This is a genomic window from Klebsiella terrigena (genome assembly GCF_006539725.1).
GTDB lineage: Bacteria > Pseudomonadota > Gammaproteobacteria > Enterobacterales > Enterobacteriaceae > Klebsiella > Klebsiella terrigena.
In genome coordinates this window covers 223,911-236,875 of record NZ_BJNO01000004.1, presented here as the reverse complement: position 1 = coordinate 236,875, position 12,965 = coordinate 223,911, and the positions used below count along the sequence as shown (strand labels likewise).

12 protein-coding genes are annotated in these 12,965 nt (G+C 56.0%); 9 read left to right on the top strand and 3 right to left on the bottom strand.

Going from position 1 to position 12,965, the window contains the following annotated elements; translation table 11 throughout:
• Nucleotides 1-90: 90 nt before the first annotated feature.
• The gene (locus RTE01_RS07705; protein WP_076944687.1) at nucleotides 91-1,200 is read right to left on the bottom strand and encodes an ABC transporter ATP-binding protein; all 1,110 of its coding nucleotides are present in this window, start codon (nucleotides 1,198-1,200) and stop codon (nucleotides 91-93) included.
• A gap of 354 nt (nucleotides 1,201-1,554) precedes the next feature.
• Here RTE01_RS07705 and RTE01_RS07700 point away from each other — a divergent pair, with 354 nt between their 5' ends.
• The 6 genes from RTE01_RS07700 (at nucleotide 1,555) to RTE01_RS07675 (ending at nucleotide 8,869) form a co-directional block, all read left to right on the top strand.
• Nucleotides 1,555-2,787, top strand: a complete 1,233-nt coding sequence (locus tag RTE01_RS07700) for an extracellular solute-binding protein (protein WP_141334892.1) — start codon at nucleotides 1,555-1,557, stop codon at nucleotides 2,785-2,787.
• Nucleotides 2,788-2,921: 134 nt separating this feature from the next.
• Complete coding sequence (locus RTE01_RS07695; RefSeq protein WP_076944689.1) at nucleotides 2,922-4,229, top strand: carbohydrate ABC transporter permease; 1,308 nt, start codon at nucleotides 2,922-2,924, stop codon at nucleotides 4,227-4,229.
• 10 nt (nucleotides 4,230-4,239) lie between these two features.
• Entirely contained in the window at nucleotides 4,240-5,091 is an 852-nt protein-coding gene (locus RTE01_RS07690; protein ID WP_041144345.1) for a sugar ABC transporter permease, read from the top strand.
• Nucleotides 5,092-5,095: 4 nt separating this feature from the next.
• Nucleotides 5,096-6,298: a glycoside hydrolase family 53 protein gene (locus RTE01_RS07685; RefSeq protein ID WP_141334890.1), complete on the top strand. Its 1,203-nt coding sequence runs from the start codon at nucleotides 5,096-5,098 to the stop codon at nucleotides 6,296-6,298.
• A 131-nt stretch (nucleotides 6,299-6,429) separates the two neighbouring features.
• Nucleotides 6,430-8,487, top strand: a complete 2,058-nt coding sequence (locus RTE01_RS07680; protein WP_041147536.1) for a beta-galactosidase — start codon at nucleotides 6,430-6,432, stop codon at nucleotides 8,485-8,487.
• Between the two features lie 67 nt (nucleotides 8,488-8,554).
• Nucleotides 8,555-8,869, top strand: a complete 315-nt coding sequence (locus RTE01_RS07675; protein WP_041144347.1) for a glucose PTS transporter subunit EIIB — start codon at nucleotides 8,555-8,557, stop codon at nucleotides 8,867-8,869.
• 218 nt (nucleotides 8,870-9,087) lie between these two features.
• Here RTE01_RS07675 and RTE01_RS07670 read toward each other — a convergent pair whose 3' ends face one another.
• On the bottom strand, nucleotides 9,088-10,359 hold the full coding sequence (locus RTE01_RS07670; protein WP_041144348.1) for a maltoporin: 1,272 nt from the start codon (nucleotides 10,357-10,359) through the stop codon (nucleotides 9,088-9,090).
• Between the two features lie 269 nt (nucleotides 10,360-10,628).
• Between RTE01_RS07670 and RTE01_RS07665 the strand changes: the two genes are divergently transcribed.
• The 3 genes from RTE01_RS07665 to ykgO all read left to right on the top strand — a co-directional run bounded on the left by RTE01_RS07665 (nucleotide 10,629) and on the right by ykgO (nucleotide 12,224).
• Entirely contained in the window at nucleotides 10,629-11,702 is a 1,074-nt protein-coding gene (locus RTE01_RS07665; RefSeq protein WP_115193440.1) for a LacI family DNA-binding transcriptional regulator, read from the top strand.
• A 118-nt stretch (nucleotides 11,703-11,820) separates the two neighbouring features.
• Nucleotides 11,821-12,081: a type B 50S ribosomal protein L31 gene (locus RTE01_RS07660; protein WP_041144350.1), complete on the top strand. Its 261-nt coding sequence runs from the start codon at nucleotides 11,821-11,823 to the stop codon at nucleotides 12,079-12,081.
• Nucleotides 12,082-12,083: 2 nt separating this feature from the next.
• Nucleotides 12,084-12,224, top strand: a complete 141-nt coding sequence (gene ykgO / locus RTE01_RS07655) for a type B 50S ribosomal protein L36 (protein ID WP_003859006.1) — start codon at nucleotides 12,084-12,086, stop codon at nucleotides 12,222-12,224.
• Here ykgO and RTE01_RS07650 read toward each other — a convergent pair.
• Nucleotides 12,221-12,931, bottom strand: a complete 711-nt coding sequence (locus RTE01_RS07650; RefSeq protein ID WP_134525338.1) for a GNAT family N-acetyltransferase — start codon at nucleotides 12,929-12,931, stop codon at nucleotides 12,221-12,223. The two genes, ykgO and RTE01_RS07650, sit on opposite strands and share 4 nt — an antisense overlap.
• Nucleotides 12,932-12,965: the final 34 nt, after the last annotated feature.

Below are 12,965 nucleotides of genomic sequence, written 5' to 3'. Positions count from 1 at the left end.
AGGGCCGGAATGCCTTTCGCGTTAGCGTTCGGCATCCGGTAACAGCTTAATCGCCGATCGTGACAGCGAGATGTTGCGCATCATGAAGGACTAGTGGGCGTCCGGGGCGGCAATATCGGCGCTGATGCGCAGGTTATTTTCATCAAAGACCATGCAGAAGCTATCGTCGAAGGCTACGTCGATTTTCTGCCATGGCCGGAAGTGGACGTCGCCGGGGAGCAGGATTTTGACATTATCGTGACCGTAGCACTGGCCGAACAGATAGGTGTTGTTCCCCAGTCGTTCAACGACTTCGCACTGGAAGCCGACGACCGTCCCGCTGCGAACGTCGGTCGACAGATGCTCAGGGCGGATCCCTAACGTGACGCTATCGCCGGGCCGTACCGGGGCGGTGGTAACATTCAGCGTCAGGTGATGATCCTGCGCCATCTTCACGCTGAGCTGGCCCGGCTGCCAGGCGGTGACCGTGGCGGGCAGGAAGTTCATCTTCGGCGAGCCGATAAACCCGGCAACGAATTTATTGACCGGGTTGTAGTACAGCGACATCGGCGAGCCCATCTGCTCAACCTTGCCGTAGTTCATCACCACTATCTTATCGGCAAGGGTCATGGCCTCAACCTGATCGTGGGTGACATACACCATGGTGGTTTTGAGCTCATGGTGCAGTTTGGCGATATGCAGACGCATCTCGACGCGCAGCTCGGCGTCGAGGTTAGAGAGCGGTTCATCGAACATGAACACCCGCGGGTTGCGCACGATGGCGCGGCCGATCGCCACGCGCTGACGCTGGCCGCCGGAGAGCTGTTTGGGCTTGCGGTCCAGCAGATGCGAGAGCTGCAGGGTTTTCGCCACCATTTCAACCTGACGGCGAATCTCGTCCTTCGGCACCTTATTGACCTTCAGGCCGTAGCCCATGTTTTCCGCGACCGTCATATGCGGATAGAGCGCATAGGACTGGAATACCATCGCCACGCCGCGGTGGGCGGGAACAACGTCATTCATCACCTCATCGCCAATCAGCACCTCACCATCGCTGACCTCTTCAAGACCGGCAATCATCCGCAGCAGGGTTGACTTTCCGCAGCCGGAAGGCCCAACGAAAACCGCAAATTCACCATCTTCGATATCAAGATTAACCTGATGCAGCGTCACGGTACTGCCAAACCGTTTGGTGACATTCCTCAGTCGTATATTGGACATCAACGTTCCCCGGGGTTAGTAGTCGTTATTTGCCGTTGGGATTAGGGTTGCAGCGGGTTTTTGTATTACGTGTAACAACTCGTCTGACCGATGATCAACAGCACTGAAATCATGCTATGACTATAACTTCCAGTATTTTTGCGCCCTACACCGATGTTTCATTTCTGCAATCACGATCACACAACTGGTAGCTTCATATGGTTTTATCCGCCTTCAAAGCGTAGCGTATAACAAATCACGGAAATCGGATTTTAGCGTTATAAATCACCGTAAACTGCCTGATGTAAACATCGACAAACGTCGAATGGCTTAATAAAAACCAATAAATTGTTATACCTTCACATGAGGTTGATAATGAAAAAGAACACTCTTGCCGCACTTATCCTCACGACGCTGGCTGCCGGACAGCTGGTTAGCCTGCAGGCGCAGGCCGCCGGCCAGCTTAACGTCTGGGAAGACATCAAAAAATCCGACGGCATCAAAGCCGCGGTGAGCGATTTTGAAAAACAGTACGACGTGAAGGTCAGCGTGCAGGAAATGCCCTACGCGCAGCAGCTGGAAAAGCTGCGTCTCGATGGCCCGGCGGGTATTGGCCCTGACGTACTGGTTATCCCCAACGACCAGCTGGGCGGAGCGGTGGTTCAGGGGCTGCTGTCGCCGCTGAAGCTGGAGCAGGCGAAACAAGAGGCGTTTACGCCGGCATCGATCGGCGCTTTCCGCCTCGATAATGTGCTCTACGGCGTGCCGAAAGCCGTAGAAACCCTGGTGCTTATCTATAACAAAGACCTGATCGACAAGCCGCTGGATAGCCTGCAGGCGTGGTATGACTTCTCGAAGGCGCAGCGTGCGCAGAACAAATACGGCCTGCTGGCGAAGTTTGACCAGATTTACTACAGCTGGGGGGCGATTGGCCCGATGGGCGGCTATATCTTTGGCAAAAACGCCAACGGCGGCTTTAACCCGCAGGACGTCGGTTTGAATAAACCGGGGGCCGTCGAGGCGGTGACCTTCCTGAAAAAATTCTACAGCGATAACGTCTTCCCGGCGGGGATCCTTGGCGATAACGGCCTCAACGCGATCGACTCGCTGTTTACCGAGAAAAAAGCGGCGGCGGTGATCAACGGCCCGTGGGCCTTCCAGCCGTACGAAGCGGCGGGGATCAACTACGGCGTCGTACCGCTGCCGACGCTGCCGGACGGTAAGCCAATGAGCTCTTTCCTCGGCGTGAAAGGCTACGTGGTATCGACCTGGAGCAAAGACAAAGCGCTGGCGCAGCAGTTTATTGAGTTTATCAATCAGCCGCAGTACGCGAAGGCCCGCTACGTTGCTACCGGTGAAATCCCGGCGCTGAAGGCGATGATTGACGACCCGTTAATCAAAAATGATGAGAAGGCCAGCGCGGTGGCGGTGCAGTCGGCACGCGCGACGGCGATGCCGGGGATCCCGGAGATGGGCGAGGTCTGGGGGCCGGCTAACGCCGCGCTGGAGCTGAGTCTGACCGGCAAACAGGCGCCGCAGGCGGCGCTCGATAACGCGGAAAAACAGATCAAAATGCAAATTGAAGCGATGCAGGCCAGCAACCATTAATGGCGATGTTCGCCACTCTGCAGGCGACGCGTAGGTTGGCGACGTTGATTCGCGCTGTAACGCAGCGCGAACGATCCAGGGTATCGCTGTAACAGAACGGGCGGGAAACCTCCCGTTTTCAGAAGGAGTCGTGTGTGATTATCAATCCCAGCGAAAATATTGCCGCAGCGCGCGGTGCGGGACGCCATGCGTGGTGCGGCCTGCTGCTGGCTGTGGTGCCGGGTTTTGGCCAGTTTTATCATCGTCAGTGGCTGAAGGGGCTGGTTTTCCTCGTGCTGCTGAGCAGTTTTATGAGCGTTTTCTACGACTTCCTGCATCAGGGGCTGTGGGGACTGTACACCCTCGGTGAAGAGGTGCCGCGAGACAATTCTATTTTCCTGCTGGCGGAGGGGATAATCAGCGTGCTGATCGTCGCTTTCGGCGTGCTGGTTTACTTTCTCTCGCTGCGCGACGCCTGGGTCAACGGCAAAAAGCGCGATGAGGGCGTGGCGCTCAACAGCGTGCGCAAACAGTACCAGATGCTGCTCAAAGACGGCTTCCCGTATCTGATGATTACCCCCGGCTTTATTCTGCTGGTGTTTGTCGTGATCTTCCCGATTTTGTTCGGTTTCGCGATTGCGTTTACCAACTACAACCTCTACCACACGCCGCCGGCGAAGCTGGTGGATTGGGTGGGATTAAAGAACTTTATTAATATCTTTACCCTCTCTATCTGGCGCTCGACGTTCTTTGACGTCCTGCAGTGGACGGTGGTCTGGACCCTGCTGGCGACCACCCTGCAGTGTACCGTTGGCGTTCTGCTGGCGATCCTCGTCAACCAGAAAGACCTGCGCTTTAAGCCGATGATCCGCACCATTTTCATTCTGCCGTGGGCGGTGCCGGGCTTCGTCACCATTCTGGTGTTTGCGGGAATGTTTAACGACTCGTTTGGGGTGATTAACAACGCGATCCTCTCCTTCTTTGGCATCAGCCCGAAGGCGTGGCTGACCGATCCGTTCTGGACGAAAACCGCGCTGATAATGATGCAGACCTGGCTGGGCTTCCCGTTCGTATTCGCCATGACCACCGGCGTGCTGCAGGCGATCCCCGACGATCTGTATGAGGCGGCAACGATGGATGGTGCCAGCGCCTGGACCCGTCTGCGGACGATTACGCTGCCGCTGGTGCTGTACTCGATTGCGCCGATCATCATCACCCAGTACACCTTCAACTTTAACAACTTCAACATCATTTACCTGTTCAACAACGGCGGGCCTGCGGTGGCGGGGTCGAACGCCGGCGGGACGGATATCCTGGTGTCGTGGATCTACAAGCTGACGATGTCGTCTTCGCAATATGCCATTGCGGCGACCATTACCATCCTGCTGTCGATTTTTGTCGTCGGCCTGGCGCTGTGGCAGTTCCGCGCCACTAAATCCTTTAAAAATGACGAGATGGCGTAAGGGAAGCAACATGGCTAAATCACCCAGTATTAAACGCGAAAAGTGGATTCGCCTGTCGCTCACCTGGCTGGTTATCGCCGCGGTGTCGGCGATCATCATCTATCCGCTGGTCTGGACGGTTGGGGCGTCGCTGAACGCCGGCAACAGCCTGCTCAGCACCTCGATTATTCCGGAGAATCTCTCCTTCCAGCACTACGCCGATCTGTTCAACGGTAACGTGAACTATCTGACCTGGTACTGGAACTCGATGAAGATAAGCTTCATGACCATGGCGCTGACCCTTATCAGCGTCAGCTTCACCGCCTACGCCTTCTCCCGCTTTCGTTTTAAAGGGCGGCAGAACGGGCTAATGCTGTTTCTGCTGCTGCAGATGATCCCCCAGTTTTCGGCGCTGATTGCGATCTTTGTCCTCTCGCAGCTGCTGGGCCTGATCAACAGCCATCTGGCGCTGGTACTGATCTACGTTGGCGGCATGATCCCGATGAACACCTGGCTGATGAAGGGCTACCTCGACGCGATCCCCAAAGATCTGGACGAGTCGGCGCGCATGGACGGCGCCAGCAGCCTGCGGATCTTTTTCGAAATCATCATGCCGTTGTCGAAGCCGATTCTGGCGGTGGTCGCGCTGTTTTCGTTCACCGGCCCGCTGGGGGACTTCATTTTATCGAGCACTATCCTGCGCACGCCGGACAAATACACGCTGCCGATCGGCCTGTATAACCTGGTGGCGCAGAAAATGGGCGCCAGCTACACCACCTATGCGGCGGGCGCGGTGCTGATTGCGGTACCGGTAGCGATTCTCTATCTGGCATTACAAAAATACTTTGTTTCCGGCCTGACCTCTGGCAGTACAAAAGGATAACCCCATGAAAAGATTAACACCCGCGCTGCTTGCTGTTTGTCTGGCATGCAGTTTTTCCGCCAGTTTGCATGCTGCCGATACGCTGCAAACGCGCTCTTTTAACAATATGCCCGCCGACTTTATCAAAGGCGCGGATATTTCCACCCTGCTGGATGCCGAAAAGCACCGGGCAAAGTTTTATAACCACAGCAACCAGCTGCAGGACCCCATCGCGATCCTCAAGGCTGACGGCGTTAACTACGTGCGCCTGCGCCTGTGGGTTGATCCGAAAGATGCGCAGGGCCAGGCCTACGGCGGCGGCGATAACGATCTGGCGGCAACGCTGGCGCTGGCTAAGCGGGCAAAAGCGCAGGGCATGAAGCTGCTGCTCGACTTCCACTACAGCGATTTCTGGACCGACCCGGGCAAGCAGTTCAAGCCAAAAGCCTGGGAGAAGATGGATTATCCGCAGCTGAAAACCACTATCCACGACTATACCCGCGATACCATCGCCCGCTTTAAGCAGGAGGGCGTGCTGCCGGATATGGTGCAGATTGGCAATGAAATTAACGGCGGCATGCTGTGGCCGGAAGGCAAAAGCTGGGGGCAGGGCGGCGGCGAGTTTGACCGCCTGGCCGGCCTGCTGAACGCCGCCATCGATGGCCTGAAGGAGAACCTGAAGGGCGGCGAGCAGGTCAAAATCATGCTCCATCTGGCTGAAGGCACTAAAAACGATACCTTCCGCTGGTGGTTTGATGAAATCAGCAAGCGCAACGTGCCGTACGACATCATTGGCCTGTCGATGTACACCTACTGGAATGGCCCGATTAGCGCGCTGAAGGCCAATATGGACGATATCAGCAGGCGCTATAACAAAGACGTTATCGTGGTGGAGGCCGCTTACGCCTATACCCTGGAGAATTGCGACAATGCCGAAAATAGTTTCCAGGCCAAAGAGGAAAAAGACGGCGGCTATCCGGCAACGGTGCAGGGACAATATAATTACGTTCACGATTTAATGCAGGCCGTTGCCGATGTTCCTGACCATCGCGGCAAGGGCATATTTTATTGGGAGCCCACATGGATTGCCGTGCCGGGAAATACCTGGGCCACGCCGGCGGGAATGAAATATATCCATGATGAGTGGAAGCAAGGAAATGCCCGCGAAAACCAGGCGCTGTTTGATTGCCATGGAAAAGTATTACCGTCGATAAAAGTCTTTAATTAATATCCCCGAGACGTATTGAGCTTCGCAGACGCCGGCGGCATTTGGCTACCCCGACATGGGCTTAATTGCCCGTCGGCCGACGCTCAAATTATTCAGGGAATATATGAATGTTAAACTTCAGGATGTTTATTATGAAAAAATTTGCGCCTTTGAGTCCGAAGGTTAATGCGCTATTGCATGGTGCGGACTACAACCCGGAACAGTGGGAAAACTATCCCGATATTATCGACCAGGATATTGCCATGATGCAGCAGGCAAACTGCAACGTGATGTCGGTGGGTATTTTCAGCTGGGCCAAACTTGAACCTCGGGAAGGCGTATTTGAGTTTGGCTGGCTGGATAGCATTCTGGATAAGCTCTATGCCGCCGGCATTCACGTATTTCTTGCCACCCCGAGCGGGGCGCGACCGGCCTGGATGTCGCAGGCCTATCCGCAGGTGCTGCGCGTCGGGCGCGACCGCGTGCCGGCGCTGCACGGCGGGCGGCACAACCACTGCATGAGCTCGCCGGTATACCGGGAAAAGACCGGCAAAATAAACAGCCTGCTGGCGGAGCGCTATTCACGGCATCCGGCGGTGCTGGGCTGGCATATCTCCAACGAATACGGCGGCGAGTGCCACTGCGATATCTGCCAGGAGCGCTTCCGCGACTGGCTGAAGGCGCGCTATGAGACGCTGGATAATCTCAACCATGCCTGGTGGAGCACCTTCTGGAGCCACACCTATAGCGACTGGTCGCAGATTGAATCTCCGTCCCCGCAGGGGGAGGTCTCCATCCACGGCCTCAACCTCGACTGGCATCGCTTTAACACCGCGCAGGTTAGCGATTTTTGTCGCCATGAAGTTGCCCCGCTGAAAGCGGCAAATGCCGACCTGCCGGTGACCACAAACTTTATGGAATATTTCTACGATTACGACTACTGGCAGCTGGCAAAAAACCTCGATTTCATCTCCTGGGATAGCTACCCGATGTGGCATCGCGACAAGGATGAGACGACGCTGGCCTGCTACACCGCGATGTATCACGACATGATGCGTAGCCTGAAGGGCGGTAAGCCGTTTGTGCTGATGGAATCGACGCCGAGCGCAACCAACTGGCAGCCGACCAGCAAGCTGAAAAAGCCGGGCATGCACATTCTCTCCTCCCTGCAGGCGGTGGCCCACGGCGCGGATTCGGTGCAGTACTTCCAGTGGCGCAAGAGCCGGGGTTCGGTGGAGAAATTCCACGGCGCAATTATCGATCACGTCGGGCACCTTGATACCCGCGTCGGCCGGGAAGTGACACGGCTGGGTGAGATGCTGAGCCAGCTGCCGGAGGTGGTGGGCTGTAGCACCGATGCCAAAGTGGCGATCGTTTTCGATCAGCAAAACCGCTGGGCGTTGGACGATGCCCAGGGGCCGCGCAATATGGGTATGGAGTATGAAAATACCGTTAACGAGCACTACCGCCCGTTCTGGGAGCAGGGCATTGCGGTGGATATCATCGATGCCGATGTCGATTTAAGCCCCTATCGGCTGGTGATTGCGCCGATGCTCTATATGGTTCGCGACGGCTTTGCCGAGCGCGCCGAAGCGTTCGTTGCCGGCGGCGGTCATCTGGTGACCACCTACTGGACCGGGATTGTAAACGAGAGCGATCTTTGCCACCTCGGCGGCTTCCCGGGCCCGCTGCGCAACCTGCTGGGAATTTGGGCGGAGGAGATTGACTGCCTGAATGACGGCGAACGTAATCTGGTTCAGGGGCTGGCGGGCAATGAGAGCGGCCTGCAGGGCCCTTATCAGGTGCGCCACCTCTGCGAGCTGATCCACGCTGAGGGCGCGCAGCCGCTGGCGACCTATCGGGATGATTTCTACGCCGGGCGGCCGGCGGTGACCGTTAACCGCTTTGGCAAAGGCAAGGCCTGGCACGTGGCGTCGCGCAACGACCTGGCCTTCCAGCGCGATTTCTTCGCCTCGATAAGCAAAGAGCTGGCGCTGCCGCGGGCCGTCGATGCTGATTTGCCGCCGGGCGTCGTGGCAACGGCGCGTACCGACGGCGAAACGACCTTTGTGTTCCTGCAAAACTACAGCGCCCAGCAGCATAGCGTGACGCTCCCGCAGGGCTATCGCGACTGCCTCTCCGGCGCCGCGGCTGATGCGCCTCTGAGCCTGAGCGCCTGGGATTGCCGCATCCTCAGCCGCAAAGCGTAATTCCTCTCTGCTCATGCCTGCTCTCGCGAGCAGGCTTTTTTTTATCTGTTATCATCTGGAGCGTATTATGGTGAGTTTAAAATCCTTCCTGCACTATTTCTCCCAGCCCCGCCCGACGGTTCCGCTAAGCGATGTGGAAAAACAGCAGGTTCAGTCCCTCATTTCCGCCTTTGGCGGCGAGGAGAATATTGTTAACGTTGACGCCTGTATTACCCGCCTGCGGGTCACGGTAAATAATCTGGCGGTTGTTGACTCTCAGGCTTTACAGCAGCAGGGGGCGTTGGGCGTTATTATTCTTGGGCAGCAGGTGCATGCTATTTTTGGTAAGCAGTCGGATGCCCTGCGTCAATTATTAGACGGCCATTTTACCGCCCGTCGTTAAATAAAAAAGGGATAACTCAACGGTGAGTTATCCCTGATATACGCCGCATATTTCACGCCATAGGTGGGCAGCTGCTGTCGTTAAAAAACGCTTTCATGCCTGCCGCCGTCCTGCGACCAGAATTATTCAGGATATTAAAATAGCAATGGCAATACTCATTACCGGAGGGTAATTAACAACCTTACAGCTGGAGATAAAACGATATTACGCGATATTTATTACCACCAGGCTTCGACCTGGACACCAAAGTTCCACGTGTTGCTGGCAGTCTGATCTTCAAACGGCTTACCGTGCTCGGAATCATTCAGGTAGGAGGCAAAAATACGCAGCTCCGGGCGCGACATAAAGTCAGGACCGTCGGCGAGGCCTAGCGCAATGGTGTACTTCTCACCCGCCTGCTTGTAGTCGGTATTGTTCTTGTAGCTATCTTTCTGGTAGAACCCGCCCACCTCGCCGATCAGCCGTACGTACTCCGTAAATTGATACTGTCCGCGGGCGACGAGAGAAAGCATCCGCGTTTTATTGGTGTAGTCGGTGATGTCGTCGGCGGAACCCCAGGTCAGAACGTGGTTAATGGAGAACTTCTCGGTAATCGGGATCAGGCCGGTATTGATAACGCGATAGCCGCTGGCGTCGTTGACGTAGTTCCACATGTCGTACCAGCCGCCGCCCTGGGAGACCATATTTTGCGCCAGCCCTTTATTGGCGTACTGCAGCACCAGCTTGTTATAACCGCCCAGCATATCCTGGCTTATCTCACCGGTCAGCATGACGCCGTTTTCAGCATCGTAGAGTCCGCCGTAGCTGTCCTGCTTTTTGGTGGTGTTCGGCATGGCATAGTCGATACCGAATTCGGTCCACGAGCCGGACCACGGTTTCCAGCCGGCGTAGCGCAGATCGAGGTAGTTAATATTGACGTTGCTGTCGCCATCGACGCGGTAGTCGACGTCGTTAGCGTCGCCGCGGATCCATGCGAATGAGACCGCGCCCGGGCCCAGAGTGTAGTTTTCGAGCCCGGCACCGGAGCCGGAAATGTTCCAGTATTTGGTATCAATGATGTGCAGGTCGTGGCGCTGGTAATAGCGTTTACCGCCCCATATCACCGCATTCGGGTCGCCCGGGACCAGGCCTTTAATCTGCAGGTTGAGCTGGCGCAGGCCAAACTGCGCATCGTCGTTAAGCGTGGTTTCGTTATCGTTGGAGCCGTCTGACACCATGCTGACCATGCTATCAAGGTAGAAGCTGACGTCGTCCTTTTTATAGACTTCTGAGCCGAGCTCCAGCTCGCCGTAGGTATCGGATTCGTTGCCCAGGCGGCCAATCTTATTCTTTTGCCATTCGGCGAGGCTTCCATCACCGGAGACCCCAACCCCGGCGCGCATATAACCATGAAAATCGATACCCGGAACCGTAGCGGTGGCCGCGATTACGGTGGGTGAAATCAGCGCGGCGGTTAACGCAGCAGAAAGAGTGCGCAGCGTAGTGTTCATGTCTATCCTCTTATTGTTTTGTATTACGTTCACATTAACGATGTCATAAAATGCCTAAACGTAAGTTCAGGCAAATGAACGATCGCGATAGTGTGACTAACTGCAAATAAAACTGCGTATTTTGTTACGGTCGGTGAGTCCATTCACAATTTGATGTATTGTGAGCGTAATACTTTTTCTGACAGTTTTTCGCCGGGGAACGTCGCGGGGAGCGTTTTTTCAAAGAGCCCCTGTTACAATCCAGGGATAACAACATAAGGAACCGGACCATGAAGTCTAAAAGTGCAACCTTAGAAGATGTCGCTCGCCATGCGGGGGTCTCTTATCAGACGGTGTCCAGGGTACTGAATAAATCTGCCAATGTATCCGAAGCCACGCGTCACAAGGTGGAGAAATCTATTGAGCTGCTGCGCTACGTGCCAAATCGCCTGGCTCAGCAGCTGGTGGGTAAGCAAAGTCGGACCGTGGGTCTGGTGACCATTTCGCTCGCGCTGCACGCGCCTTCGCAGGTGGCGGCGGCGGTGAAACGCTACGCTAACGTTGAAGGGTATCAGGTGCTGATCTCAATGATTGATGAGAGCGTCAACCAAAGTATCCAGGATTCGCTCAACGAGCTGAAGTCTCAGCTGGTAGACAAGGTGATCATTAACGTCCCTCTGGATACCGAACAGGCGCAGAAAATCGCCGCTGACAATGATGACATCGTATGTTTGTTTTTAGACGTTGATCCCTACAGCTCGGTGTTTAACGTTTCGTTTAACCCGGCCGACGGCACCCGTGCGAGCGTGAAATATCTCTATGAGATGGGCCACCGTGAAATTGCGCTGCTGGCCGGCCCGGAAAGCTCCGTATCGGCCAGGCTGAGGCTGAAAAGCTGGCTTGAAACGCTGGAGGGCTATGGCCTGCAGCCGGTAACGGTGATCCGCGGCAACTGGGATGCGCAAAGCGGCTATGCCGGGGCTTTACAGATGCTGCGCGAGACGCCGAAATTTAGCGCGGTGCTGGTCGGCAACGACCAGATGGCGCTGGGGGTATTGAGCGCTTTCCATCAGCATCAGGTGCCGATCCCCGGTGAGAAGTCGGTCATTGGCTATGATGACACCTATGAAAGCTCCTTCTTCTATCCGGCGCTAACCACCGTTTCACTGGATCTCGATTTACAGGGGAAAGAGGCCGTGCGCCGCATCCTGGACAGCGGCGATAGCGAAAAGCTGAACACCTCCTCCATTCTTCCGGCGCGGCTGGTGGTACGTCACTCTACCGGGCCCAAAATGGAGCAGGGGAAGAACCTGCAGGCCATTGCCGAGCAGCTGCGCGCGCTTGCCCATCAGCTGAATCCCTGATAGCCAGCGGACGGGCGTCTCAGCCCGCCGCCTAAATCCCTTTGCTGTTCATGGTTGATCTTTGTTGTTTACCGGCGTAACCTTGTTGTTATGTTATAACGTATCGAATGAGGTCATCATGAAAGCGAATATTCATCCGCATTACCGCACCGTTGTGTTTCACGACACCAGCGCTAATGAATATTTTAAAGTGGGTTCGACGATAAAAACCGAGCGTGAGATCGATCTGGAAGGGGTGACCTATCCGTACGTGCCGGTTGACGTCTCCTCCAAATCGCACCCGTACTACACCGGTAAGCAGAAAACCTTCTCCAGTGAGGGGAGCACCGCCCGTTTCCGCCAGCGTTTCGGCGGCTTTATTGACGCGAAAAGGAGCTAGCCATGCAGGTGCTTAATTCGTTACGCAGCGCCAAACAGCGCCATCCGGACTGCCAGATAGTCAAACGCAAAGGGCGTCTGTACGTCATCTGCAAAAGTAACCCCCGCTTTAAGGCCGTGCAGGGGCGGAAAAAAAGGCGCTAGCCTGCCTGAGAGCGAAGGCTCTCCAGGGTACGGATCTGCTGGCCATCGGCGCTGAAGTTGTCGCTGGCCAGCCATCTCTGCATAGCGCTATCAATCTGCGGCCACTCCGCATCGATTATCGAAAACCAGTCGGTATCCCGGTTGTGGCCCTTTATCACCAGCGCCTGACGAAAGCGCCCCTCATAGTGAAAACCTAGTCGCCGCGCCGCCCGACGTGAAGGCTCGTTCAGACTGTTGCATTTCCATTCGTAGCGGCGATAGCCGAGGGTATCAAACGCGTAGCGCATCAGCAGCCAGTGCGCTTCGGTAGCCATTGCCGTTCGGCTAAGCAGCGGCGAAAAATGCACGTGCCCCACCTCGATAACGCCATTATTTGCATCAATTCTCATCAGCGCCAGCGAGCCGACGGGCAGTCGCGTCTGGCGGTCAATCACCGCAAAATGAAGCGGGTCGCTAAGCTCGGCTACGCTGGCTACCCATGCGCTAAACTCTTCGACGCTGCTATCAGGCTCACGCAGCAGCCAGGTCCAGCTGCGCGTATCCGGGGCCAGCTGATGGGCGGCGAAGAGCGCCTCAGCGTGCTTCCCGGCCAGCGGCTCCAGATAACAGAGGCGTCCTTGCAGGGTGTGCCGCTGCGGAGCGGGACGCGGCTGCCAGTCGGGCAGGGCATCGCCAATGGGTTGGCCGAAGTGGTTATGCTGACTCATTTTGCTTTCCTTATATGGACGTATGCGCTGAGAC